The organism is Streptococcus sp. KHUD_014 (genome assembly GCF_051106275.1).
In the GTDB taxonomy this organism is placed as follows: domain Bacteria; phylum Bacillota; class Bacilli; order Lactobacillales; family Streptococcaceae; genus Streptococcus.
Window position 1 is genome coordinate 1,132,785 of record NZ_CP193666.1, and the last position, 24,255, is coordinate 1,157,039.

26 protein-coding genes and 1 pseudogene are annotated in these 24,255 nt (G+C 36.9%); 15 read left to right on the top strand and 12 right to left on the bottom strand.

Annotated features, from left to right (window positions below; translation table 11 throughout):
• Positions 1–170 precede the first annotated feature (170 nt).
• From ACORHT_RS05535 to ACORHT_RS05555, 5 genes are all read left to right on the top strand, one after another.
• Positions 171–305: a hypothetical protein gene (locus tag ACORHT_RS05535; protein ID WP_255296299.1), complete on the top strand. Its 135-nt coding sequence runs from the start codon at positions 171–173 to the stop codon at positions 303–305.
• A complete protein-coding gene (locus ACORHT_RS05540) occupies positions 280–603 on the top strand; it encodes a hypothetical protein (protein ID WP_125841166.1) in 324 nt (107 codons plus the stop codon). The genes ACORHT_RS05535 and ACORHT_RS05540 overlap by 26 nt, the downstream gene beginning before the upstream one ends.
• Positions 596–1,717 (top strand): DUF2800 domain-containing protein, encoded by a 1,122-nt coding sequence (locus ACORHT_RS05545; protein ID WP_434349659.1) that lies wholly within the window; start codon positions 596–598, stop codon positions 1,715–1,717. Before ACORHT_RS05540 ends, ACORHT_RS05545 begins: the two co-directional genes overlap by 8 nt.
• Positions 1,718–1,721: 4 nt before the next feature.
• A complete protein-coding gene (locus ACORHT_RS05550; RefSeq protein WP_434349660.1) occupies positions 1,722–2,270 on the top strand; it encodes a DUF2815 family protein in 549 nt (182 codons plus the stop codon).
• Between the two features lie 234 nt (positions 2,271–2,504).
• Positions 2,505–4,460 carry a DNA polymerase gene (locus ACORHT_RS05555; protein WP_125841164.1) on the top strand — a complete coding sequence of 652 codons (1,956 nt, stop codon included), beginning with the start codon at positions 2,505–2,507 and terminating at the stop codon, positions 4,458–4,460.
• Positions 4,461–4,499: 39 nt separating this feature from the next.
• Here the strand turns inward: ACORHT_RS05555 and ACORHT_RS05560 are convergent, their stop codons facing one another.
• On the bottom strand, positions 4,500–5,105 hold the full coding sequence (locus ACORHT_RS05560; RefSeq protein ID WP_125841163.1) for a hypothetical protein: 606 nt from the start codon (positions 5,103–5,105) through the stop codon (positions 4,500–4,502).
• A gap of 39 nt (positions 5,106–5,144) precedes the next feature.
• Between ACORHT_RS05560 and ACORHT_RS05565 the strand changes: the two genes are divergently transcribed.
• Positions 5,145–5,309, top strand: a complete 165-nt coding sequence (locus ACORHT_RS05565; protein WP_156672168.1) for a hypothetical protein — start codon at positions 5,145–5,147, stop codon at positions 5,307–5,309.
• Positions 5,310–5,511: 202 nt separating this feature from the next.
• Here ACORHT_RS05565 and ACORHT_RS05570 read toward each other — a convergent pair whose 3' ends face one another.
• Positions 5,512–7,380: an XRE family transcriptional regulator gene (locus tag ACORHT_RS05570; RefSeq protein WP_434349661.1), complete on the bottom strand. Its 1,869-nt coding sequence runs from the start codon at positions 7,378–7,380 to the stop codon at positions 5,512–5,514.
• 111 nt (positions 7,381–7,491) lie between these two features.
• Here ACORHT_RS05570 and ACORHT_RS05575 point away from each other — a divergent pair, with 111 nt between their 5' ends.
• Together ACORHT_RS05575 and ACORHT_RS05580 are read left to right on the top strand one after the other, a co-directional pair.
• Positions 7,492–8,178: a hypothetical protein gene (locus tag ACORHT_RS05575; RefSeq protein WP_139658612.1), complete on the top strand. Its 687-nt coding sequence runs from the start codon at positions 7,492–7,494 to the stop codon at positions 8,176–8,178.
• Between the two features lie 24 nt (positions 8,179–8,202).
• On the top strand, positions 8,203–8,868 hold the full coding sequence (locus ACORHT_RS05580; RefSeq protein WP_434349662.1) for an NgoBV family restriction endonuclease: 666 nt from the start codon (positions 8,203–8,205) through the stop codon (positions 8,866–8,868).
• A gap of 33 nt (positions 8,869–8,901) precedes the next feature.
• Here ACORHT_RS05580 and dcm read toward each other — a convergent pair whose 3' ends face one another.
• Positions 8,902–10,368 carry a DNA (cytosine-5-)-methyltransferase gene (gene dcm / locus ACORHT_RS05585; protein WP_079394695.1) on the bottom strand — a complete coding sequence of 489 codons (1,467 nt, stop codon included), beginning with the start codon at positions 10,366–10,368 and terminating at the stop codon, positions 8,902–8,904.
• 162 nt (positions 10,369–10,530) lie between these two features.
• Between dcm and ACORHT_RS05590 the strand changes: the two genes are divergently transcribed.
• The 7 genes from ACORHT_RS05590 to ACORHT_RS05620 are packed head-to-tail and all read left to right on the top strand — an operon-like array spanning position 10,531 to position 13,987.
• On the top strand, positions 10,531–11,220 hold the full coding sequence (locus ACORHT_RS05590) for a LexA family transcriptional regulator (protein ID WP_434349663.1): 690 nt from the start codon (positions 10,531–10,533) through the stop codon (positions 11,218–11,220).
• A 2-nt stretch (positions 11,221–11,222) separates the two neighbouring features.
• Positions 11,223–11,450, top strand: coding sequence for a hypothetical protein (locus ACORHT_RS05595; protein ID WP_434349664.1), 228 nt, complete (start codon positions 11,223–11,225; stop codon positions 11,448–11,450).
• The gene (locus ACORHT_RS05600) at positions 11,440–11,568 is read left to right on the top strand and encodes a hypothetical protein (RefSeq protein WP_260467748.1); all 129 of its coding nucleotides are present in this window, start codon (positions 11,440–11,442) and stop codon (positions 11,566–11,568) included. Before ACORHT_RS05595 ends, ACORHT_RS05600 begins: the two co-directional genes overlap by 11 nt.
• Before the next feature lie 4 nt (positions 11,569–11,572).
• Positions 11,573–12,988, top strand: a complete 1,416-nt coding sequence (locus ACORHT_RS05605; RefSeq protein ID WP_125840182.1) for a Y-family DNA polymerase — start codon at positions 11,573–11,575, stop codon at positions 12,986–12,988.
• Positions 12,985–13,320 (top strand): DinB/UmuC family translesion DNA polymerase, encoded by a 336-nt coding sequence (locus tag ACORHT_RS05610; protein ID WP_125840183.1) that lies wholly within the window; start codon positions 12,985–12,987, stop codon positions 13,318–13,320. The genes ACORHT_RS05605 and ACORHT_RS05610 overlap by 4 nt, the downstream gene beginning before the upstream one ends.
• Before the next feature lie 12 nt (positions 13,321–13,332).
• Entirely contained in the window at positions 13,333–13,701 is a 369-nt protein-coding gene (locus tag ACORHT_RS05615) for a hypothetical protein (RefSeq protein ID WP_125840184.1), read from the top strand.
• Positions 13,688–13,987 (top strand): DUF5960 family protein, encoded by a 300-nt coding sequence (locus tag ACORHT_RS05620; RefSeq protein ID WP_125840185.1) that lies wholly within the window; start codon positions 13,688–13,690, stop codon positions 13,985–13,987. Before ACORHT_RS05615 ends, ACORHT_RS05620 begins: the two co-directional genes overlap by 14 nt.
• A 191-nt stretch (positions 13,988–14,178) precedes the next feature.
• Here the strand turns inward: ACORHT_RS05620 and msr(D) are convergent, their stop codons facing one another.
• From msr(D) to ACORHT_RS05665, 9 genes and pseudogenes are all read right to left on the bottom strand, one after another.
• Entirely contained in the window at positions 14,179–15,642 is a 1,464-nt protein-coding gene (msr(D), locus tag ACORHT_RS05625) for an ABC-F type ribosomal protection protein Msr(D) (protein WP_015057857.1), read from the bottom strand.
• Positions 15,643–15,762: 120 nt separating this feature from the next.
• Positions 15,763–16,980: a macrolide efflux MFS transporter Mef(A) gene (gene mef(A) / locus ACORHT_RS05630; RefSeq protein ID WP_299324675.1), complete on the bottom strand. Its 1,218-nt coding sequence runs from the start codon at positions 16,978–16,980 to the stop codon at positions 15,763–15,765.
• A gap of 537 nt (positions 16,981–17,517) precedes the next feature.
• Positions 17,518–18,136 (bottom strand): annotated as a pseudogene (locus ACORHT_RS05635) (helix-turn-helix transcriptional regulator); the annotation flags it as partial.
• A gap of 295 nt (positions 18,137–18,431) precedes the next feature.
• A complete protein-coding gene (gene rlmD / locus ACORHT_RS05640; RefSeq protein ID WP_434349665.1) occupies positions 18,432–19,787 on the bottom strand; it encodes a 23S rRNA (uracil(1939)-C(5))-methyltransferase RlmD in 1,356 nt (451 codons plus the stop codon).
• A 72-nt stretch (positions 19,788–19,859) separates the two neighbouring features.
• A complete protein-coding gene (locus ACORHT_RS05645) occupies positions 19,860–20,834 on the bottom strand; it encodes a DUF1002 domain-containing protein (protein WP_434349666.1) in 975 nt (324 codons plus the stop codon).
• Positions 20,835–20,916: 82 nt separating this feature from the next.
• Complete coding sequence (locus ACORHT_RS05650; RefSeq protein ID WP_434349667.1) at positions 20,917–21,519, bottom strand: lysozyme family protein; 603 nt, start codon at positions 21,517–21,519, stop codon at positions 20,917–20,919.
• Complete coding sequence (locus ACORHT_RS05655) at positions 21,519–22,493, bottom strand: nucleoid-associated protein (protein WP_434349668.1); 975 nt, start codon at positions 22,491–22,493, stop codon at positions 21,519–21,521. Before ACORHT_RS05655 ends, ACORHT_RS05650 begins: the two co-directional genes overlap by 1 nt.
• Positions 22,494–22,500: 7 nt before the next feature.
• The gene (glyA, locus tag ACORHT_RS05660; RefSeq protein ID WP_434349669.1) at positions 22,501–23,757 is read right to left on the bottom strand and encodes a serine hydroxymethyltransferase; all 1,257 of its coding nucleotides are present in this window, start codon (positions 23,755–23,757) and stop codon (positions 22,501–22,503) included.
• A gap of 66 nt (positions 23,758–23,823) precedes the next feature.
• Positions 23,824–24,255, bottom strand: a complete 432-nt coding sequence (locus ACORHT_RS05665; RefSeq protein ID WP_434349670.1) for a GNAT family N-acetyltransferase — start codon at positions 24,253–24,255, stop codon at positions 23,824–23,826.

Below are 24,255 nucleotides of genomic sequence, written 5' to 3' on the forward strand. Positions count from 1 at the left end.
ATTATTTTATTGCATAACAAATTAAAAAAATTTTTATAAAAAAGCGGAAAATTTCAACCCAGTATTACCTATATAGGTGTAAGAGATGAAAAACATCGATTCAAAAAAATTTTTAATAAAAACCGGAATTACTGTTCACATCTCTACCTAATAAGATAGGAGGTCACAAAATGACTAAAGAAATAACTGTGAATCACAATGATGAACTGGTCGATACTCTAACTGCCATCAGCGTCATCTCAAAGCAACTCGCTCGTAAGATAAAGGAGGAAGAAAACAATGAGCAAAATGAAAGAACTGAATAGACTAATTCATGATATGGAAGAAACCGCAAAGTACTACCTTCGCTTGGTGGATGAGTTCAAAAAACTCCTATCTAATGATAATGAAACAGTTCCTGAACCAATATCACCAAAATCTGAATCAAAAAGGGAAATTCAACTGGAGGATGTCCGTGCAGTCCTTGCTATAAAGGCAAAAGATGGCTTTAAGAATGAGGTTCGTGCTCTTCTAAATGCTTACGGTGCTTCTTCTCTATCAGCTCTTGACCCTAAATACTTTGCGACAGTCCTTGAAGAAGCTGGAGGGATTGGTAATGACTAACCACGCCATTCTATCTGCTTCTGCATCACATCGTTGGTTGAACTGCCCACCTTCCGTTCGGTTAACTGAAGATATGCCAGATGTAAACTCTGAGTTTGCCCTTGAAGGTACGGATGCTCACGAGTTATGTGCTTATCTAGTCGAGAAAGCTTTAGGTAGGAATGCGCGTGATCCAACTGAGGATTTAGCATTTTACAATCATGAAATGCAGGATTGCGCAGAAGAATACTGCAATTATGTCGTGGAACAAATTGAGAAAGCCAGAGGCTACTCACGTGACCCTACAGTTCTTGTCGAACAACGACTGGACTTTTCTAAGTGGGTACCTGAAGGATTTGGAACTGGAGATTGCCTTATTGTGGCAGACGGACTTCTTCAGGTTATTGATTATAAGCACGGACTTGGTGTTCTAGTTGATGCAGACTATAACCCGCAAATGATGTGTTATGCACTTGGTGCTCTTGAGATGTTTGACGGTCTTTATGATTTTGATAAAGTTACCATGACTATCTTTCAACCACGAAAACATAACATATCTACCTTTGAGATAGAAAAGACTGAGTTGCTTAAATGGGCTGAAAATGTACTCGCTCCAAAAGCTGAACTTGCATTCAAAGGTGAGGGAGATATGCAGTCTGGTAAACACTGCCAATTCTGTAAACTAAAGAATATCTGTCGCAAACGTTCGGAGGATAATTTGGCTCTTGCCAAGATGGAGTTTGCAAATCCAGCTACTCTTGATAACGAGGACATTGCAGAGATTTTGCCTAAACTAGACTTGTTGATTTCATGGGCAAACGACATCAAAGCTTATGCATTAAATCAAGCCACAGATGGATATCCTATCCCAGGATACAAACTGGTTGAAGGTCGCTCAGTTCGTAAATTCTCAGATGAGTCAGCCGTTAGCCAAGCTGTGATTGAAGCAGGCTATGATCCTTATGAGAAGAAGCTGCTCACTATCACTGCCATGACAAAGTTACTTGGCAAGAAAACTTTTAACGACCTACTTGGTGGTCTCGTAATAAAACCAAGTGGTAAACCAACACTCGTTCCAATTGACGATAGCCGTCAAGAGATGAACCTAGCAAAAAATGAATTTAAAGAGGAATAACTATATGACAACTAAAGTAATTACAGGACCAAACACTCGCTTCAGCTACTTAAATGCCAACGAACCAAAATCTATCAATGGTAGCACTCCCAAGTATAGTGCCTCACTCATTATTCCAAAAGAGGATACTGTCACCATTAACAAGATTAAAGCAGCCATTGAGCAAGCTTACAAAGAAGGTGAGTCAAAACTCAAAGGCAATGGCAAATCTGTACCTGCATTATCTACTCTGAAAACTCCACTTCGTGACGGTGACCTTGAACGCCCTGATGATGAAGCATACAAAAATGCTTACTTCGTAAATGCTAACTCTCCGCATAAACCTGGTGTGGTTGATGGCAATCGTCAAGAAATCATTGATACTTCAGAATTGTACTCAGGTATCTACGGTCGTGCTTCTATTACCTTCTATGCTTTCAATTCTAATGGCAACAAAGGTATTGCTTGCGGTTTGAATAACTTACAAAAATTACGTGATGGTGAGCCGCTCGGAGGACGCACTCTTGCTGAGGATGATTTTGCGACTGAAGATGATGATGACTTTTTGAACTAGAAATGGAGAATTAGATTGATGATGTATACTATTTTAACTTGTACAATTATGGGACTTTGGGTGCTTATCGGACTATACTTCGGGTATATGACTATTAGAGATGATATTCGAAATGAATTGGAACGAAAGGCGAAGCAAAATAAAGAAAAACTTAGCCAAACACCACTCAGTCGAAAAAATAAATAGAACTTTAGGTGGCAGTACTTCTGTCACCTTTTTCAGAAAGGACGTACTATGCCAATTAAAGAACTCAGCATTGACATCGAAACCTATTGTGAGATTGACCTACGAAAATCTGGTGTCTATCGCTATGCGGAAGATGACAGTTTTGAAATCCTTTTGTTTGCTGTATCTGTCAATAATAGACCAGTGACTGTTTACGACTTAACTAAGGAGAAGTTACCACAAGATATTCTTGAAGCTTTAGTAAACGATAATGTTATCAAATGGGCTTTCAACGCTTCATTTGAACGAATTTGTCTATCCAACTGGCTCAAGAAACTTCATCCCGAATTGTTATCAGATGGATTTCTCTCACCAATTTCATGGAGGTGTAGCATGATTTGGTCAGCCTATTTAGGACTTCCACTCTCCCTTGAGGGAGTTGGAACAGTTCTCAAACTCAAAGACCAAAAGATGAGAGAGGGGACTGACCTCATTCGCTACTTCTGCGTACCTTGTAAGCAGACGAAAATTAACGGTGGACGGACACGTAACCTCCCTCATCACGCGCCTGACAAGTGGTCTACTTTTATCGATTACAACAGACGTGATGTTGAGGTCGAATTGGCCATCAAGGAACGGCTAAAAAACTTCCCAGTACCTGCCTTTATGTGGGATGAGTACCACCAAGATCAGATTATCAATGACCGTGGAATTGGTATTGACATTGACTTTGTTCAGTCGGCTATCAAAATTGATTCAGAGAGCAAAGCTAAAATCCAAGAAGAACTAAAAACCTTAACAGGCCTTGAAAATCCCAACTCTGTTCTGCAGATGATTGGCTGGTTACGAGAACACGAAGTAGCAACAGATTCTCTAGACAAAAAAGCTGTGAAAGAACTTCTCAAAACAGTTGATGAAACAACTGCTCAAGTTCTCAAACTTCGTCAGCAAGCTACCAAATCAAGTGTTTCCAAATACCAAGCGATGATGAACTGTGTTTGTAAGGACGGTCGAGCAAGAGGAATGTTTCAATTTTACGGAGCTAACCGTACAGGTCGATGGGCTGGCCGTTTGGTACAACTTCAGAATCTACCTCAGAACCACCTTTCTGACCTAGAGGAAGCTAGAAAACTTTTTAGAACTGGTGACTTAGAAGCTACTGAGCTACTCTATGACACTCAAGATACCTTATCGCAACTAATACGTACTGCTTTCGTTCCAAGTGAAGGAAAGAAATTCATTGTTTGCGACTTTTCAGCTATCGAAGCTCGTGTACTGTCCCACTTAGCTGGTGAGAGATGGCGTAGTAAGGTATTTGAACAAGGGAAAGACATCTACTGTATGTCTGCCTCACAAATGTTTGGTGTGCCTGTTGAGAAGCATGGACAAAATTCTGATCTAAGGCAAAAGGGAAAAATTGCGGAGCTTGCTTGTGGCTATGGTGGTTCAGTCGGTGCACTCAAAGCCATGGGAGCACTTGATATGGGACTAACTGAGAAAGAACTCCAACCACTAGTAAACTCTTGGCGTCAGGCAAATCCCAATATCGTTCTCTTCTGGTGGGATGTCGATAATGCCGTAAAGACTGCTGTAAAGGACCTAATTCCAACATCTGTTCATAACATTCAATTTGAAGTTAAAAGTGGCATTTTGTTCATCAGCCTTCCTTCTGGTCGTAAACTATCTTATATCAAGCCAAGAATTACCGAGAACCAGTTCGGTGGAGAGTCTGTCACATACGAAGGAACTGGAACTGCCAAACGTTGGGAGAGGTTAGAAAGTTATGGTCCAAAATTTGTGGAAAACATAGTCCAAGCTATCAGTCGTGACATACTTGCCTATTCCTTAAAACTGCTGAAAGAGTTCAAGATTGTAGGACATGTACATGATGAAGTAATAATCGAATGTCCAATGGAACAAAAACTTGATGAAATTGCAGCGTTGATGGGTAATGCGCCAGACTGGTTGTCTGATATTAACCTTCGTGCCGACGGATACGAATGCTTATTCTATCAGAAAGATTAGCAAAAAATCACCACCTCAAGTCGAGATGGTGATTTCCAATTATTGATTTAGTTCATTATAGACCTCCTTTGCCATTGCTTGTGCTTTCTTAATAGCAGCATATCCTTGGGTCTTTTTCAGACCAAGTTTTTCAATGATCTCTTGTTTACTAATCGTGATATCTTGGTAGATTAGCTTTAGGATTTTACCGTACTTTTCATTACGTTGGTATACAACATCAATCAATTCTTCTAGTGTTTCAATAAGCATCAGTTTCTCCTCGTGAGAAGGGATTCCAGTTGGATCGTAGCCAAATTTCTCATCATTATCCATTTTATCGAACATCTCATCTAAAGATAAATCATCATGCTTTCCTTTAGAATGACGGCTCAAGTATTCATTGGTATCCATGTTAAAGACACGAAGGGCATTCGCAAACTCATCTCGTTCAATAGGTACAAATCCAACAAGAATTCGCTTGCCATAAATGTTAAAAGTTTTAAGATTATCTCGATTTACATCCTTGTTAACTAGCATCGCTCTATCTCTAATTACGAATGGAGCTAGTACTTGTGAATCAGTAGGTTTTACACCATTATAAGACTTTTCACTTTGATAGCGATCTGGAGTGTATTTTGAGTTTCGATTTTGTTCATTAATTGACATGTCTTGTCACCTATTCCTTCGTTCACAAAGGAATTGGACATGCCAAAAGAACTATTAAATTTTATTTCTGACCACATCAGCAGTTCCTTTGCTAAATCATGGTCAGCTGGCTTTATAGCTGAACTGCTATTTCTTAAAGACACAGTTAAAGCCGATAACGTAGGAAAAATTCCTCGTTACAAAGTATCTTTAAGAAGACATTAGAATGTAGGATTAATCTTTACAGTATTAGTATAGAACATTAAAACTATTAAAAATAGGTAGTCTAGACTTCCGTAGCTAAACCCTATTGGTTATAATGTTTTTAATAAGATAAAGCCTTGAAATAATCAATTAATGAGCAAAAAGCGGAAATTGAATCTCCGCTTTTTTGATAAAAAAATAAGACCATCATAAATTTGATGGTCTATAGTGTCTTCATTTGTGCTGCTTGTAATATTGTATTAATTTCAGCTAATGGTTTGTAATAACTTGTCGTTAGTAACATTTTATAAACTTGATGCTGGTGAATTTTAGTTAATTTATGTCCCGCCTTTTCAAGCATATCCTCACTAATAGGTAGCATAAGTTTTAAAGCAAAACAAAATGCCAATGCTAACTCAAGCCTAGGTAGATTATCTTCTTTTGTTTCATAATCTCTTAGAGTTCTGTCCGTAATACCAACAATTTTAGCCAATAATGGTTGAGAGCATTTTTTTCGCTCTCTATGTCTTCGTAATGTCCCTGAAAATTCAAAAGGTAATTCCTTTAATAAATCAGAAATATTTTTTGAAAGTTTCACCATTTCTAAAGGTGGTAACTGATCCATTAAGCTCGGATTCTGTAAAATCTCCACAAAGTCAGCTTTTATTTCGCTCTCTCTTGTGACCCCACGATTTAATACATAATCATAATAGTCTTCATCAGAGATGGCAGTAAATTTCTTAGATTTTACCTTGAAAAGGAGACAACATTCATCCATATGTTCATAAGCATAATCAGTCATAACTGGGCCATCTTTTGTCATGGAAATATATTTTTTATCTTTTAAACAAAGATGGTTATCAATGTAAAGAAACTTATTTCCATCGATGATTTTTCTGAATGATTCATTGAAACAATACTCAAAACATAAATCATTCGATGTGATTGTATAGCTACTTCCATTATCAAAAGCTTCAAGCTCAAAAGCGAAATTGTGCATATACCTATCATCTAAGTAATTGTAAACTCCATTTGCTTCTTTGAATCCCAAGTCAATCATTCTAATTTTTGCTGCCTGCTTGGATACATTAAAGAATTCAGCAAGTTCATCAACCACTTCACGTACAAGTTCAGAGCGACTGATATCAGGATTCACTAAGGTTAAAGTTTGAAATAACTCTCTAATCTTAATTTTCGTTTGAACTTTTGGCATAAGGATTCGAGGAGCAATCCCATTAGCATGCCACTCCATCCAATCAAGTGGAGACCACATGCTAGAATCTGCTTGATTTTCCTCTGTCCAACTACTAGATACCGAGTGTCTGTTATCAAGTATCATTCTTACTTCGTGAAATACTTTATGTAATTCCCAGTGCACACACTCATGAATTACTGTATTATTGAAAGAACCAACATTTCTCTTATAGACAACATCTTTATCTACCAAGATACTTCCTTTGTTAAAAGGCTTAGAGACAGGTTGGTCATTTTCAATCACCTCTACTTTAGTATCTTTAAAAACCATTTTTCCAAAAACTGAGTCGTCTAATGTTAACTTCTCTCGATGTATTGAAAGTCCCATCTCCGCTACGATTAACTCAACTGGTATAGGAGTTGGTTGCCTAAGTGCTACAGGATAATATTTCTTTAGAAATGATTCTGCAATGTTATCAAATTCTTTCTTAGGGATGTACGGAACCCAATCCCTACTAAGCATCAAATTTCTATTTTTTTTATATTGGTCAGATTTAAACTCTGCGTTGTAAATATTAAAGACCTTTATACCTGAATCAAGCTCCATATCTACATAGACTGAAACGTACTTCGATTTCGTATCAAGTTCCATTTCCCCTTTGATGTACTGACGAACAATAACATCCGCAATCACAATAATTTCAAGTTTCAGTTTAGAATTATCAACTACTTCATAGTAAATCTTATAAAGTTCGAAATCATCAAACTCAATATATCCATTTGGTTCAGGTACCATGTATGTAGATAAATCAGTATTATCCTTATTATTGAAAATGAAACCTCTAACAGTTTTTATGATTAAATCCTGGTAAGTATCAAAAATATATTTATCGAACACTAGTTACCTCCGAGAACACTTACAATTATTTTCTAGAAAATTATACCACATTTTGCAAGCGCTTATAAACTATGATATAATTAATTGGAATTAACTCATTGGGAGGTATAAATGCTAAAGAATTTAAAAAAATTTCTACTCAAAGAAATCCCCAAAAAGATAAGCGAGCATGATTTGAACAGTTACGAAAATTTTGGAAAAATGATTGAGGATCACATTTCTGACATTATCGAAGAATATCTTAGAAATAAAAAAATTAAATTCAAATCCTATAGAGCCCCCAATAAAAATTATTTTCCCGATCTTACTCTAACTATAAGAGGTAATAAGTATGCATTAGAGTATAAATGTGGTCTATATAACAAATCAGGTACTTTTATTACTGAACCTGCTAATGATTTAGGGACTCTTAATTCTTACACTAAGAAAATCGATAAATTCAATAACAATATCTTTTGTATATTCGTAAAATATTCTATTGACGATAATTCCATCATTACTATCGATAATATTTATATTGATTATTTGTATAAATTTGTAGGAAGAAGAAATGAAAAATCTAAAATATTGACAAAATACCGTGAAAAGGATGGCAATCTAAGACCCAAAAATTGGGAGGATTTTGATAATTCTACCTCTTATTTCAACTCACTTGAAGAGTTTAGGAAGGCCTTACTTCTCACACAAAAATATAGATCTCTGCAATTAATATTAAAAAATTTGGAAACTTTATCTACTGACGAATTATTAGATATCAAAGCAAGTATAGATCACTTTATTAAAACAAAGCAAAACTAGAATAATTTTTTAGGAGTAATCAACATGGACAATATCGAAACTATTGAAGAACTTTTCCAATTGACCCAAGAAAGACTTGTTGGACAAGCAGGTGCAATTTCAATTACGTTTGCAAATCGAGCGCATATTTATTCTGGAAATGATGTTATTGGTAACTGCTTACAAGAATGGCTTCCTAGTTGGTTCACATTCCTTGGTGTAGATATACAGCCAGGTGCTCATACACAAGAGTTTCCTGATTTTGTAGCAAATTTTAATGGAAATCCAATTGATGTAGAAGTTAAAGCATGGAACATAAATAATGCTCCAGCTTTTGATTTAGCAAATTTTTTTAGCTTTCTTGATACTACTTTTACTGAACCGGGAAAATTAAATGCGCGATACTTTATTTTAGGTTACAGGCCTGCAAATGATGGTTTCACACAAGGATTTACGCTAGAGAGGGTTTACCTCAAACACATTTGGGAAATTACTAACAACACTAGAAACTACCCTATTGGACTTCAGGTAAAACGTGGAAATCCATATGCGATGAGACCTAGTAACTTCTATAGAGATGAAGACAATCATTTTGAAAATATTTTCGAGTTTGTTGAAGCTGTTGCAGATGCCTACAGACACTTTGAGCATGTATCTGATTTACCATTTACACCAGATGAATGGTACGAAAGAGTTATGAGTTATTTATAGTATCCTAAAATGAAAATAGAGTATGCTAACAAGTCATACTCTATTTTTTTTATAGGTTTCTAATAATTTATTCGATACTGCTTTTATTACTGGAACACATACTGTATTACCTAGTAAGTCAAATGCTTCACTTTCTTTTAGGAAACTGAGGTCATAATTATCCGGGAAACCAAATAATCGTAGACCTTCATTTACCGTTAAAGGTCGAATACCATTAAGTACAGGAACAGCAAGTTTATGAACATCTGTTGCTACTAAGGTTGGCGTTGTCTCATAGGGCGATAAGATTTTTGTAAATTCAAAAGAAAGCTTACCGGTTACTATATTGTAGCCTTTTTCTAAGGTTTCGTCTGGAACTCGTTTATTACCTTCAAGTTTTTTTGGATGTTCAAAACTTAAATATCCTTTTTCTACAAGATCATCTAGCATATCTGTAAGATTAGGTGATTTAAAAAATGTGGAAATCATATCCGATGTTAGTGGCATTCCGTCCATCCATTTAATACCAATTATTTCGGCCCATTTTTTATTTCTCCTTTGTTTTAATAAATTGTCTAATAAAACTGCTTGTTCCTCAGATATTTCGCCTTTAAGACCTATATCCCAACTATGTATGTTATTTTCCCCACCTCGTTTATCCTTTATCGCTTTACCATACACGCTCTTTAAATCGTATTTTGATAATAATTTTTTGGAAAACTCACTATCAATTGGTGGAGTATTGAAGTCAATAACATCCTGCAGTACCGAATGAGAATATTCGAAATCTTCCAACAATTCAATAGTATCAGATTTAAACCCAATTATGTAAATTCTTTTCCTAGATTGAGCTAAACCAAAGTCCTTACCATTTAAAACACTGTAACTTATTGAGTAGCCCAAATCTGCCAAAGTCCGAGTGATAACTTTAAAAGTATTACCTTTATCGTGATTCACTAAGCCTTCCACATTTTCCAAAACAAATCCTAAGGGTTTTTTCTCTAATAGTATTTTTGCTATGTCAAAAAATAATGTTCCCCTCGTATCTTGAAAACCTAGACCTAGTCCTGCTTGTGAAAATGCTTGACATGGGAAGCCAGCTAATAGAAAATCAAAATTCGGTAAGCTTGATGGATTTAACTTAGTTATATCACATTCAGGATTATGACCGAAATTATTAGTATATGCCTTTATCGCAGCAGGCTTGATGTCACTAGAAAACACACATTTTCCAATCAATCCATTTTCCTGCAATGCTTGCTCAAAGCCAATTCTGATACCTCCAAGACCACTAAATAAATCAATGAAGGTTACTTCTCCTTTATTTCTGACAAACTTTTGTTCTACTTCTTTAATACCTATACCAATTAATTCTCTACATTTTTGAGAAAAAGTTGAACTGTTTGGCAACGGTAAACTCTCAATCCTTTCAGAATCCTCATCGCTTAGATATATAGTATAAGCTTTTCTCTTATTAGAAATCGACTTTCTTCCTGCTCCTTTTCTCGGACCACCATGCATAATGTCACCTTCTTTAATATTTTTTGTTTAATTATAGTATCATAAAAACATTGTTTTTTCAAGTTTTATAAATCCAACATCATTTCTACCTTTCTAGTTGAAATTATCTTACTTTTTGATATAATTTTGTTAATTTATAAATTAACAAAGAGGTGTGGACTTATGTTTTCAAAATCTCGTTTAAAAGCAAAAAGAGAAGAATTTGGTCTTTCTCAAAACAATATTGCAATAGAGTTGGCGATAAGTCGTGTCGCGTATAACCATTGGGAAAGTGGTAAAACTGTACCTAATCAAAAACACCTCACTGCTCTAGCAAAAATCCTAGATGTCCCAGTCACTTATTTCGAATCTGAGTACAATATCGTTAATAACTATCTTCAGTTATCTCCTAACAATCAAATAAAGGCAGAGGAATATGTTGAGGAACTTCTTCTTTCCCAAAAAACTTCAAACGTCACTCCACTCTTCTCTGTCCAAGTACTGTCTGATATTCAATTATCCGCAGGTCTTGGTGAAGGATTCTTTGATGAGTATGAAACTGAAACAGTCTACTCCAATGAGGAACAATACGGCTACGATATTGCTGCGTGGATTGAGGGAGATTCTATGGAGCCTGTATATAAGAGTGGAGAAGTCGCACTTATCCGCTCCAACGGTTTCGACTATGATGGTGCGGTCTATGCATTATCATGGAATGACTCTGTCTATATCAAAAAACTCTATCGTGAAGAAGATGGGTTCAGGATGGTATCCTTGAATAAGGACTATCCAGAGAAGTTCATCCCTTACGAGGATGAACCTAGAATTGTTGGTCTAGTTGTAGGTCACTTTATGCCTGTCGAGGGAGTATAGTCATGAAATTAAAAGATATCTTAGAACTTGGAACGTATGGCTTCAACCCTGATTGTAAAGTTGAAATTTTCAATATGGACAACTTTGAAGAGCGACTAGAAAATGAAGGATTCGATGAAATTCTTATTCCTCAAAATGAAGATGCAAAAATTTATCCTTACGCTTTTTTGATAGAAGATTCTGTTTTGATTGCTATGACCGAGGAGGATGACAATATCTATGAACGTTAAAGAAATGATTTACATAAAGGGCGAACGTATTATCTTTACTCCTGACAAATTTGAATACGACATCACAGACTACATCGGTGAACTTATCGAAGAGCTAGAAAAACTCAAAAGGAGATAACCCTATGGGCTATATCGACTACACTATAGAACCTCAAAGTGACATAGCTTTCCTCGATATGAAGTCCTTTTACGCTTCAGTTGAATGTGTAGATAGAGGTTTGCATCCGCTCTACACATCATTGTGTGTCATGAGCAGAGCAGATAACTCAGCAGGATTAATACTGGCTTCCTCTCCTATGTTTAAGAAAGTATTCGGAAAAGCAAACGTAGGGCGTTCTTACGACTTGCCATTTGATATAAACACTCGTAAATTCAGCTACCAGAATGCGTGGAAACAGGGGATAGACGTAACACCAAAGTATAAATCTTTCATCGAACACTGGGCAAAGCGTACACTCATTGTTCCTCCTCGCATGGACAGATATATTGAAAAGAATTTAGAGATTCAACATATCTTTCAAGACTATGCTGCTCCAGATGACATTCTCCCCTATTCAATTGATGAAGGTTTTATCGACCTTACTAGCTCACTTTCTTACTTTATTTCTGACAAGTCAATGTCAAGGAAAGATAAGTTAGATAATGTTTCGGCTATGATTCAGAGAGATATTTACCGTAAAACAGGTATTATTTCAACTGTTGGAATGAGCAATTCCAACCCTCTTCTAGCGAAACTAGATCTGGATAATGAAGCTAAGAAAACAGCTACAATGAGGGCTAACTGGTCATACCAAGATGTAGAGACTAAGGTATGGTCAATTCCGAATTTAACCGACTTTTGGGGGATTGGCAGTAAAACCGAGATTCATTTACAAAAACTTGGTATTCGTTCAATCAAGGAATTGGCCAATTTCAATCCTGATATTCTCAAAAAAGAATTCGGTAAAGTCGGTGTTCAACTTTGGTTTCACGCAAATGGAGTTGACGAGAGCAACGTCCATGAACCTTATAAACCAAAATCACGAGGATTGGGTAACTCACAAGTACTTCCCAGAGATTACAGAACCCAAAGAGAAATTGAAATCGTATTAGCTGAAATGGCTGACCAGGTTGCTAATCGTCTACGTTCAGAACACAAGAAAGCTACTGTTGTTTCTATTCATATTGGCTATTCTAGGACTGAGATGAAAAAATCTATAAATGCTCAGAAAAAAATTGACCCAGCAAATCTTCCAAAAACAATGGTTGGTCATGTACTAGAATTATTCCGAAAGAAATACAACTCTGGTGCAGTGAGACAAATCGGTGTATCTTATAGTGGCTTCGTAGATGAAAATTATACTCTACTATCACTATTTGACGATGTAGAACAAATTGAAAAAGAAAATAGACTTCAGACAGCAATTGATGTTGTCAGAGAACAGTTTGGCTTTTTGGCCATACAAAAAGGAACCGTCCTAACCGAAGGTTCCAGAAATATTGAACGTAGCAAACTTATCGGCGGTCATTCCGCTGGTGGATTGGAGGGATTAAAATGAAACAAGAAACAAATACTGTACAATTTTCAGAAATCCATGGTAAAGGATGTAATGATATTGAGGTGATTGAAAGGATATTACACGGAGTCGTTGAAACAGTATCTTCAAAACTTCGCCAGAGAAAACTTAAAACAACTGAAATATCGATACGACTAGTACATGCTAAATCAGAAAACCGATTACCTTTGGAATTTACATTTAGTATTAAGCCAACAAGCTCATCTATGATGATCTATACTGAGGTAATCAATCGCTTTAAAGAGCATTATACTGGTGGGGGAATTCAAGGTTTTACGATACAATTTGATAAAAATATCGTTGCGTCTGCATAGAAAGGATTTGATATGATTGATCGTTCATACTTACCATTTCAGTCAGCAAGAGAGTACCAGGATACAAAGATGCAAAAATGGATGGGCTTTTTCCTATCTGAACATACATCTGCTCTTTATGACGATGCAAATAAAGTAACGTACATGTCTGATTTATCACTAGAGAAGAAATTATTACTCCTCAGTCAAGTGTACACTGGGCAATTGCACACACGCATTCATGTCGTTGAAAAAAACAAGCGAGTTTCCTATACTGGAACAATACCAAGTCTGAACAAAGATTTCATTTTGATAAAAACTACAACAGGTCACATCAATTTGAATTTGAAAGACATAATTAGTATTGAACTTGAAGAGGAGGTCCTCTATGAATCAGCTTGAGTTTCAGCGTAATCACCTGCAAATGGACTATTACAGCGAGAGCTACCAAGATTTTGAACGTGACTTCTACCGCTACTCCAATATGAATATTCCATTGACCTTCCTGACCGATGATATCCTCAAAACAATGGCGACTTCTCGCAAGAATTACTTTGTCCTGAATAAGGAGAAGTCCAAAGATAACCGCGATCACTTCTTCATTTTTGAGATAAGTACCATAGATGAAAATCCGCTAATCTACCGTTATTCTTACAAGAAAACAACTACATACTTAACACAAAAATAGGAGTTCATCAAAAGATGACTCCATTTTTCATATTTAATATTATTCTTTTTTGGAAAATTACTTCAAATTTCATAAATTGCACCTGAACGATTTATAGCGTATTAAAAGAATTTATCTGTGAGGCTAGTTAAATTCAAATTAAAGAAGCCACTAGCCAGAACAGACTATACTGACTAGCGACTACCTTAAATTTAATGTTTCAGATTTATTTTCTTATCACTAATTTCATAAACCACATCAGCCACATTATCGAGTAGCCGTTTGTCATGGGTGATAAACACTATAGTTCCAGCATACTCCTTCATTAATATTTCCAAAGCCTCTAAGCTTGGTATGTCAAGGAAGTTGCTGGGTTCATCCATTAGTAAGATGTTATATCTACCCATAAGCATTTTAGCTAACAATAATTTCATAATTTCACCACCGCTTAAAACAGCTAAACTTTTTCCTATGTCGTTTTGTTTAATTCCTATTGATGCTAATACAGAACGAATTTCCGAAACATTGTAATCACAATCCTCCTGCATAAATTCCAAGACTTTTTGTTTACTGTTGTACTTGTAACCATTTTGTGCAAAGTATCCTATTTTGGCCTTACGTGAAATAGTAATTCCATCTTCATGATTTAAGATCATTTGGATTAAGGTTGTTTTTCCTGTTCCATTACCTCCAGTTAGCGCTACTTTTGCTCCTAGAGGAATTTGAAAAGATGCATTTTCAAACAGTGCCTTATCCCCAAATATTTTATTGATTTTCGTACCGACTATAGGGTATGGATTATGGAGCTCCAATGCTTTACTTTGCCTGAAACGAATTCTGCGAATGTCTTCCGGAGCTTCTACATTTCCTAAGGCCGCAATCCTATGTTCTAGGGACTTAGCGACATTATGCATCTTTTTTTCCTTACTTCCCATTGATTTTTGATGAGCTAAACGCCCTCCGCCCTCAGTACTTTTTTTCCTTGAAGCACCTTTTGCCTTTTTTTCTAATTTACGGGCCTGCTTTCGCTTTTCCTCCGCAGCCCTTTCCAGTCGGGCACGTTCCGCAATAAATTGTTCGTATTGTGCAGCTTGGCTCTTGCGTTCTTCCTCTTTCTGACGAAGATAATCAGAATAGTTTCCCCAATACTCAGTGATTTTGCCATCTTTCAGTTCCCATATTTTATCTACTATTTCATCAAGAAAATAGCGGTCATGGCTAATAACTAACAGTGCACCTGTAAAATATTTTAGCTGTCCAATTAGAAAATCAATTCCTTCACGGTCTAGATGACTGGTAGGTTCATCGGCTAAAATACCATGTACTTGTGCTGATAAGGCCTGTGCTATTTTAAGCCTTGTTTCTTCCCCACCGCTCATGGTCTGAATATTTAATTGCTCAACACCGAGCTTGCCTACTAATGCAAAATCTTTTTCCTCCCGCAAACTTACTTCATCCAACTGAGGGATAAAGGAAAGTTCACCCAGACGATTCATTTTACATCCTGGAGGAGTTAATTCCCCTAAAAGCACCTTGAATAAAGTGCTTTTTCCTGCACCATTTGCTCCTACTAAACCAATACGGTCATAATCATATACTTCTATTTCATCTATATCCAAAACATCTCGCCCTGTGAATTCCACACGAATGTCTTTTGCTTTTAATATCAATTCCATAACATTTCCTCCTGTCTATAATCGCATGCTTTCATTTGCTTGTACGCAGGGAAAACCCTGCGATTTTAGCAGGAAGAATTACATGAAAATAAGATACATAAATATCCCTCCAATATTATATTATTTTAAATCTAGTTTTCTAACCTCTGTTATCATTGGGCAAACTATAGCAATGCCAATAATTAAAATACCTGATAGTAAAAACCAATGATTTACACCAATTCTATCAGCATAGAATCCAGAAAGAATTAATCCAATTGGCATTGCAAATGACATAATACTTCCGGTCAAAGAAAATACACGTCCTAAATATTCAGGCTTAATCTTCTCCTGAAAAAGAGCTGTTTGCACACCGCTATAAAATGGTACCGAAAGCCCCATTACTGCACAGCAAGCTACAAATATAACAAATCCACTTGGCGGAAGTAATCCTGAAACGGCTAAACTGGCTCCCATTATAAAAAATGAACCTGTTATTAGCAATACACGCTTATCAAAGTTCCCCAACCTTCCTAATAGTAGACCGCCTACTAGCATTCCAGATGCAAAAGCGATTTCGGTAATGGAAATATGCACAGGTGTTCCATTAAAATATTCCATGCTAATTAAAGGAAATAGTGCATTAATTGGCATATACACAAACGTATATAGCGTTCCTAAGAGTAATAAGGCAAATATGCCTTTGTTTTGTCTCAATGCGACAATTCCTTCTTTCATTTCTCTTAAGAAATTCGGTTTCAAACTTTGCACTTGATCGCCCAGCTTAGGAATACTTACAATTGCTACCGTAATAGATGCAATCACAGCACCCAATACATCGATAGCAATAATTGCATTTAATTTCCAAACGGAGTATAACAATGCTGCAGCCGCCGGACTAATAATATAACTTATCGACTGCAAAGACTGACTATAACCTGCACATTTCGTAAGCTGTTCTTCTGGTACTAAAAGCGGCGTAACCGCATTGAGAGCCGGAGAATGAAATGCCGTTCCAATGCTACGGATAAACAATACTACCATAACCATCCATACAGATAACTCCGTATACAATGCAACAATAGCGAGCACTGCTCCAGCTGCTGCTATAATTAAATCAGCACCAATCATTATCTTCTTCCTATCATGACGATCCACTAATACACCAATGGCTGGTCCAAAGACCGCATAGGGTAAAAACCCTACTAGTGAAGCCATAGACAAAACCATCGCAGATCCTGTTTTTTCTGTAAGGTAAAAAATTATCGCCATTTGCAGGATGGCACTAGTGATTAAAGATACCGCCTGCCCTGCCCATATAGTATAAAACTTAAGTTTCCAGTTTATATATTTTTCCATTTCTATTATCTCCTGCATATTATTTTGCTTAAATTTCTTTTTTAAATAGTATTCTAGGCAATAAAAAATGCAGACCAAAAACCACAATGTGGCTTTTGGTCTGCATACATACAATCTGGAAACATTCATATTAAAGACATAGTTAAATAAAGGTATAGTTAAATAACCTATATCCTCACCTCAACTAATGAATGCTCAATATCGTATAAATAAGCACAACAAAAAAGCCTATCATTGGGATAGATTCTGCCTTTTTTACTGCCAGCTTATCTAATACGCATTGATGCTGTCATAGTTTCGGTTCCTCCTACATCTTTATTTATATCAACCTATAGAATAACACAACAAAACGATGTGTTCAATACAAAAATAATCAAATGTATCTCATGCTTCCATTTCGAAACCTGATTTGAAGGCTATGACGAAGTGTTTTATCTTCATTATCCATACCTAAATCTACCTTCTCTTTTTATCATAACATTTTACTGCTCTTATTTCAACCTTTATATGTACTTGAAAGTAATTACTTGTCAGTGATTTCTTTTCTTTTGATACTTTCCAATCTATAATTCTATCCAATTTTAGTGTCATATACGACTCAAACATCAAGTTAAATGCTACAACATAAAAATAATGTACTTCATATTATAGGGATACGGGAAGAAACGTATGTTGTTTTTCAGTATTATAAGGCGATTGATACCGGATGTCTAGAACCTACTCTTTTCGTATCAATTCCGACCATTCCCAGATTCTAACAATTCTATTTTGAGTATCAGACAATGGCGCATAATTTAGTAGTTCACTCGCAATAATTTGATAAACCTCTTTTTGTTCCACTTTAGAAATTAAAGCTAATAAACTATCGATTAAAGACTGATTTTCCTCTTTGTTCAAAGAACGGTTTTCTAATAAAATCTTTTATATAACCAAAATGTCCTTTTTATTAAATAAGGATTTTCCATTTAGATAACGTGTATGGTATTTTGCATCATATGCAAGTTCCGCTGCAAGAGTAGAAACTACCAAGGAGAGAAAAATCTCTCTGTGTCGTTTTTTCACTAACTCCAAACTCATCTGCTAGCTATAACTTAGAAAGATGAGCACCTGACTGCAAACGCAGAAAAATCGTTAGTAAGCATTCTTGATTATTCATATTCACCTCAATTCTAAAAAAATTATAACATCTCTAACAGTTTACATTCAATTGTTACCACTATTTCCATAGCAACCATATAGACGACTTTGAAAGGTGGGTATGTTTCTATTCCCTCAAACTCCTTGTCAATGGAAACAAACACATACCCATAGGGTAAATGGAAATAGAATTGGATAATTTCTAGCTATCACTTCTACTCACTCCAAAAAAATTCCACACCCTGATACTTCCCCACCACATAACAAAAAGCCTTGCAATCAAGGCTTTCATTATCCCTTTCGTTCAAAGGTTTCTAGGCTTTTATGAGCAGAGCGACACACTCCACGTGATGCGTCTGCGGAAAAAGGTCCACCGGCTGTACTTTCTTCAATTCGTAGCCCAATTCTTGATAGAGTTTGATATCCCGAGCCATGGTAGCGACGTTACAGGAGATATAGGTGATCCGATCAGCTCCTGTTTGAGCGCTTGCTTTGATAAAGCTTTCAGTCAAGCCCTTACGTGGTGGGTCGACTAGGATAGCTGTTGGTTGGATGCCTTCTTTGAGCCAATTTTTCATAGCATTTTCAGCTGTGTCACAGTCATAGTGGGCATTGGTGATATTGTTTAAAGTAGCATTCTTCTGGCTATTCTCTACCGCTTCTGGGATGACTTCGACACCATAGACTTTCTTAACATGCTTAGCGACAGATAAACCAATAGTTCCAATTCCTGAGTAGGCATCGATAACCACATCATCTTCACTTAACTCCGCAAAGTCAATAGCTGTCTGATAAAGCTTCTCTGCCATTTCTGTATTAACCTGGTAAAAAGCTGGTCCAGAGATTTGGAAATCATTGCCTAACATTTGATCTGTAATGTAATCTTGACCATAAAGCGTACGCCATTCTTTCCCGAAAATGGCATTGGTATTTTGGTCATTGATATTTTGCATAACTGATACTATTTCTGGGAACTGCTTAATCAATTGTTCGATCAACTGTTCTACTCGGAAAATTTTAGGACGAGTTGTCACCAAGATAACCATGATTTGACCTGAATGATGTCCACGACGAACAACAAGGTTACGAATCAAGCCAGACTGTTCCTTCTCATCATATGGTTTTAAGTCATAACGACGAAGCAAATCTCGTAAAACAAGGATAACTTGGTCAATGACTGGATCCTGAATGTAAAAATCTTCCAATGGCATAAGGTCATGAGAATTCTTACGGAAGAAACCAGTTTCCAGAACACCATTGACACGACGAACAGGAACCTGAGCCTTGTTACGATACTTGATAGGATCTTCCATACCAAGAGTATCTGCGACCTCTACATCCGTGATTCCAGCAATCTTATATAGACTATCTTTTACTTGCTTGGTTTTAAACTTGAGTTGCTCTGGATAAGCTAGATGTCCCAAGTCAGCAATGCCTGAACGCAGGTAAGCCAAATCTAAGTCTTGATTACGATGTGGAGATTGTGTAAGATATTCCTCGACTTTACCAAAGCCAATCTTCTTGTTGACTTTAAGGACACGCATAAGGATTCTTTCAGTCGGAAGAGCATTCTCTACAAAAAAGACCAAGCCATCGACCTTGGCAACACCTGCTCCTTCATGGGTCAAATCGACAATCTCAACTTCTACAATATCATTTTTCTTTAACATATTTTTCACTTTCTATGTGCCGAAAAAAAGACGGCAACTGTTCTGTTACCATCTATTATACCATGAATTAACCTAAGCACCAAAACTCTTGAAAAAGTTTACAATTGCTTGCCAAATAGCACTGAGAATATTGCCCCCGTCCTCCAATGCTTTATTAGCATCAAAGTTAAGGTCAATATTGCTGAAACTATCACCTGCTTGCGCAACAATGCTTTGTTTCAAATCTTTTAGGGTTTTTGTGAAGTCTTCATTATTCAGAATATCACTCTTTGAAAGATTAAAGGCAAAGTTGATGATGATATTGATCTGATTTCCTGTTATAACCTGATCTAGCTTATAATTTTTCAATGTATCTTCTACAATCTTACGAACATCATCTTCAGTAAGCTCACCCTTAGACTCTTTAGCCTTAGCGACTGCAGCCTTGATATCGGCTAGGGCTACGTTCAGTTTATTGGCATCAAAGCCTGATTTGTCCTTGTTTTCATCGTTAATGTCTGACAAGGCTTTTAGCTCTTCCTGAGCTAGGTCTTTATTTTCTTGAGGAAGTTGAACACCATTAGCTTCTAATGAATAGTAAATACCTGCTAAGGCACTTTCACCTGTTACAGGGATTGGTGCAGCTACGGTTATACGAGCATGTTCAACACCCAAGGTAACGGCCGCATTACGGTACATATCTTGCGTCACTTTAGTGATATTTTCAGGGGTTTCAATTTTGACCTCAAGTGGAGATTTTTCTCCTAATTTTTGAATTTTTGCTGATGAATAAAGTTGAAGACTTGAATCGTTTGCGACGTTCATAATCTTTGAGTAGACATCTGGTGTCATAGTCTTCAGTTCTTTGGTATCTGTAGAGGCGTTATAGCCAAGTTTTTTTAAAGTTTGATTTTTTTGATCTTCCGTTAACGAAGAACCCAAGATGTACTCAGGTTGCACATAGGTTTCATCAATTACTTTTTGAACATCAGTGGCTGCTTGAGCACTTTGCAAAGTTGCAACTGCCAAAAGAACAGCAGCGCTAGTCAGAAAGAATTTCTTTCGCATGAGACGTTCCTCCTTTTCCTATCTAGGATAGTCTATTAGCCTTAAAGAAAGCTTATAAAAACACCTAGAATTTTCTAAGTGCTTAAAATAAATTAAAAAGTTTAATGATATAGAGATTCAATCTAACCTGCCTCGAATAATAGTAATTTCCCCCATCAACGTAGAGTTCAGCCCCGCTAAAGAGTGAAATAGGATTAAGGTAAGTGTAGGTTTCTCCAGTTGTATTTCCTAAAATTGGAGCTACTGTTTCTCGTGAGTATTGTTTGGCTAGGGCAAGTGTATTCTCTTTCCCGTTTTGAGCGATAAAATCGATATAAGCTGGACCAAAGTTATAAGCCTGTACAGCAGTCCAAACATCTACTCCTTTTTCTTGCGCTAAATAAAGATTTTCAGTCAAGGTTTGAATTCCCTGACGAATACTACTCCTATTGTCAGAAATTGTATTTGTAGTACCGCTAGCAGACTCACTGGACTGCATCACGTCACTTTCTTTACCTTTGGTTTCGGTATAAATCATGGCCAAGACTAGTTCTTCATTAGCTGGCGTATCTTGCTCACTTAAAACTTCTCGTACCAAGGATTGATAGGTCATGACCTGCTTAACATCCTGATATATGTGAAAAAGTTTATAGCCAGTAAATAATACAAGAACAAGTAGCAAGACCCTTCTTATAAATTTAAACATTATTTGCTTTGTATATCCTCGATGTTTTTGATTAAGATAGAGTAGGTTCCGTTGTCATTTTGGATAAATTCTACCGACTCAGCATCTTGGTAAATATTATTGGGTACAATTAATTCAATCCCATTTGACAGAGAAAGCTTTTGGTTTTCAAATTTCTTTAATTGGCGACTAGCATCGATTTCATCAAACTGAACTGGCTCTGGCACTGCTTCCTTGACTTGGTCAATAAAGCTAAGACGTGCAGTGAGATTGTTGTCAAAAAGGTCATTTGCCAATTTTTCTGGAGACAATTCATTGCTTTCTTCAAGGTTGTTGAAAATAGCAGACTTGACCTTGGATTGAAACTGGAAATCATCTGTATTAAAGGTTTCTGCAATTCTCTGAGCTGTTTTTTCAAGTTCCTTGATTGACTTCTTGGGTGAAATCTTTGGCTGAGCCTGGATCAGATTCTCAGAAAAATAGTTCAAAAAAGTCCCGTTATACTTGATTCGTTTTTCAATCAGGTGATATTTTCGGCTATGAAGATTAACCACCAAGGCTTCGTCAGCCCCTGTACCAAATCCTGGAAGATTGTTTTGAGTTAGCTTGATTGGATTGTCAACTTCTCCACCCAGATGGGTTAAGGTCTCACGCAGGGCAATTCGCAAGAAAGCAAAATGTTCCACTCCTTCTTTAGAAAACTGAACAAAAACCAAGTCATTGGTCTTAAGATTTTCAGAAATGCTAAACTCCTCTTTCCAGAGGTTAGCCAGCGTCACCGATGTCTCCAATAAATCGTCTGTGATATGATTGAAGAAGGGATTTTCTTCTTCGAAAATCCCAGTCTTAGCTTCATCTGAATACACACGTTCAATTTTCTTGCGCAGGTATTCTTCGATTTTTGGAGTGATATTGAGAAATTTATCCGCTAGAAACAAGTCCGTGTCATCAGGACTGAACTGATGGATAATGGCTTTCTTAATATAAATGTCCATAAAATTTTTAGTCCTCGTATAATGGGAAGGCATCTGTCAAGGCTTTGACCTCGCTTCTCACTTCTTCTAAAACAGCCTCATTTTCTGCATTCTTAAGGGCTTTAATGATAAGCTCTGCCACTTTACGGCTTTCTTCTTCACCAAAACCACGTGCAGTTGTTGCTGCTGCTCCGATACGAATCCCACTTGTCTTGAATGGTGACAAGGTTTCGTAAGGGATTGAGTTTTTATTTAGGGTAATATTGACTTCATCCAGCAAGTTTTGAGCAACTTTTCCGTTCTCTACAACCTTAGTTACATCCACTAGGAAAAGGTGGTTTTCAGTTCCGCCAGAAATGATACGGAAATCAGGGTCTTGCAAGAAGACATCTGCCATAGCCTTGCTGTTCTTAATAACATTTGCTGCATATTCCTTGAAGGCTGGATCCAAAACTTCTTTGAAAGACACAGCTTTAGCAGCGATAACGTGCTCCAAAGGTCCACCTTGGATACCTGGGAAGATAGCTGAGTTAATTTTCTTAGCAAGATCTTCGTCGTTGGTCAAAATCAAACCACCACGTGGTCCGCGAAGAGTTTTGTGGGTCGTTGTTGTGGTGATATGAGCGTATGGAACTGGGCTCGGGTGCAGACCAGCAGCAACCAAACCAGCGATATGAGCCATATCTACCATGAGCTTAGCCCCAACAGCATCCGCAATTTCACGGAATTTCGAAAAGTCGATAATTTGAGAATAGGCTGAAGCACCAGCTACGATGAGTTTAGGTTTTACTTCTTGGGCTTGTTTCAAGATAACGTCAAAGTCCAAGAGCTCAGTTTCTGGATCTACGCTATAAGAAACAAAGTTGTAGGTTTGACCAGAGAAGCTGACAGGAGCTCCGTGAGTCAAGTGCCCACCTGCTGCCAAATCCATTCCCATGACCGTATCACCTGGCTCAATCAAAGCCATGTAAGCTGCACAGTTGGCTTGGCTTCCTGAATGGGGTTGGACATTAGCGAACTTGGCACCGAAGATTTCTTTTGCACGTTCAATAGCTAGACTTTCAACGATATCTACTACATCAGTACCACCGTAATAACGACGTCCTGGGTAACCTTCGGCGTATTTATTGGTCAAGATAGACCCTTGAGCCGCCATAACAGCCTTAGAAACAACGTTTTCAGAGGCGATTAGCTCAATATTGTTTTGTTGGCGTTCTTCTTCTTTAGCAATGGCATTCCAAAGATCTGCATCATAAGCTTTAAAATCATCTTTGTCAAAAATCATAGGTCTTCTCCTTTATAGTGTGACAGGTCTTTAGTTTGTTTTTACAACAAGAATATAAAATCCAAACTAAAAAATGCGAATAAACCGTTTCTGCATCTTATCGCAGGTATAACCAACTTTTTCATAGAAAGCATGCGCACCTAAACGATGGTCTGCAGAATTTAAGCGAATAAAGTTATAGCCTCGTTTTTTTGCTTCATGTTCCAATCCTTGGAGTAAAGTTTTTCCAATACCCTGACCCTGTGTTTGAGGCAAAACAGCTAAAGCTAGGATATTAAAACCTGGTTTTGAATAAAGGGATTCATAAACCTCGGCATGAACATAACCAAGTAAGTCATGGCTGGTCGAATCCTCGAAACCCAGTAGGTAGTGATGAGAGTCTTGAGATAACTTATCTAGTTGACTAGACGTTTCTTCTAAAGTAAACGAATAGCCTAAAGCTTCTTTGTTAATCTCACAAATAGCTGCAACATCTGTTGTTTTCAAATCACGTAGCAT

What these genes read in the sequence shown, in the direction of transcription:
- ACORHT_RS05655 (WP_434349668.1), bottom strand. Translation starts at nt 22,493, where the DNA reads ATGGACATTTATATTAAGAAAGCCATTATCCATCAGTTCAGTCCTGAT.
- glyA (WP_434349669.1), bottom strand. Translation starts at nt 23,757, where the DNA reads ATGATTTTTGACAAAGATGATTTTAAAGCTTATGATGCAGATCTTTGG.
- ACORHT_RS05575 (WP_139658612.1), top strand. Translation starts at nt 7,492, where the DNA reads ATGCTAAAGAATTTAAAAAAATTTCTACTCAAAGAAATCCCCAAAAAG.
- ACORHT_RS05665 (WP_434349670.1), bottom strand. Translation starts at nt 24,255, where the DNA reads ATGCTACGTGATTTGAAAACAACAGATGTTGCAGCTATTTGTGAGATT.
- ACORHT_RS05620 (WP_125840185.1), top strand. Translation starts at nt 13,688, where the DNA reads ATGAATCAGCTTGAGTTTCAGCGTAATCACCTGCAAATGGACTATTAC.
- ACORHT_RS05555 (WP_125841164.1), top strand. Translation starts at nt 2,505, where the DNA reads ATGCCAATTAAAGAACTCAGCATTGACATCGAAACCTATTGTGAGATT.
- ACORHT_RS05535 (WP_255296299.1), top strand. Translation starts at nt 171, where the DNA reads ATGACTAAAGAAATAACTGTGAATCACAATGATGAACTGGTCGATACT.
- ACORHT_RS05605 (WP_125840182.1), top strand. Translation starts at nt 11,573, where the DNA reads ATGGGCTATATCGACTACACTATAGAACCTCAAAGTGACATAGCTTTC.
- ACORHT_RS05590 (WP_434349663.1), top strand. Translation starts at nt 10,531, where the DNA reads ATGTTTTCAAAATCTCGTTTAAAAGCAAAAAGAGAAGAATTTGGTCTT.
- rlmD (WP_434349665.1), bottom strand. Translation starts at nt 19,787, where the DNA reads ATGTTAAAGAAAAATGATATTGTAGAAGTTGAGATTGTCGATTTGACC.
- ACORHT_RS05645 (WP_434349666.1), bottom strand. Translation starts at nt 20,834, where the DNA reads ATGCGAAAGAAATTCTTTCTGACTAGCGCTGCTGTTCTTTTGGCAGTT.
- ACORHT_RS05550 (WP_434349660.1), top strand. Translation starts at nt 1,722, where the DNA reads ATGACAACTAAAGTAATTACAGGACCAAACACTCGCTTCAGCTACTTA.
- ACORHT_RS05615 (WP_125840184.1), top strand. Translation starts at nt 13,333, where the DNA reads ATGATTGATCGTTCATACTTACCATTTCAGTCAGCAAGAGAGTACCAG.
- ACORHT_RS05595 (WP_434349664.1), top strand. Translation starts at nt 11,223, where the DNA reads ATGAAATTAAAAGATATCTTAGAACTTGGAACGTATGGCTTCAACCCT.
- ACORHT_RS05610 (WP_125840183.1), top strand. Translation starts at nt 12,985, where the DNA reads ATGAAACAAGAAACAAATACTGTACAATTTTCAGAAATCCATGGTAAA.
- ACORHT_RS05540 (WP_125841166.1), top strand. Translation starts at nt 280, where the DNA reads ATGAGCAAAATGAAAGAACTGAATAGACTAATTCATGATATGGAAGAA.
- ACORHT_RS05600 (WP_260467748.1), top strand. Translation starts at nt 11,440, where the DNA reads ATGAACGTTAAAGAAATGATTTACATAAAGGGCGAACGTATTATCTTT.
- ACORHT_RS05580 (WP_434349662.1), top strand. Translation starts at nt 8,203, where the DNA reads ATGGACAATATCGAAACTATTGAAGAACTTTTCCAATTGACCCAAGAA.
- ACORHT_RS05545 (WP_434349659.1), top strand. Translation starts at nt 596, where the DNA reads ATGACTAACCACGCCATTCTATCTGCTTCTGCATCACATCGTTGGTTG.
- dcm (WP_079394695.1), bottom strand. Translation starts at nt 10,368, where the DNA reads ATGCATGGTGGTCCGAGAAAAGGAGCAGGAAGAAAGTCGATTTCTAAT.
- ACORHT_RS05565 (WP_156672168.1), top strand. Translation starts at nt 5,145, where the DNA reads ATGCCAAAAGAACTATTAAATTTTATTTCTGACCACATCAGCAGTTCC.
- ACORHT_RS05560 (WP_125841163.1), bottom strand. Translation starts at nt 5,105, where the DNA reads ATGTCAATTAATGAACAAAATCGAAACTCAAAATACACTCCAGATCGC.
- ACORHT_RS05650 (WP_434349667.1), bottom strand. Translation starts at nt 21,519, where the DNA reads ATGTTTAAATTTATAAGAAGGGTCTTGCTACTTGTTCTTGTATTATTT.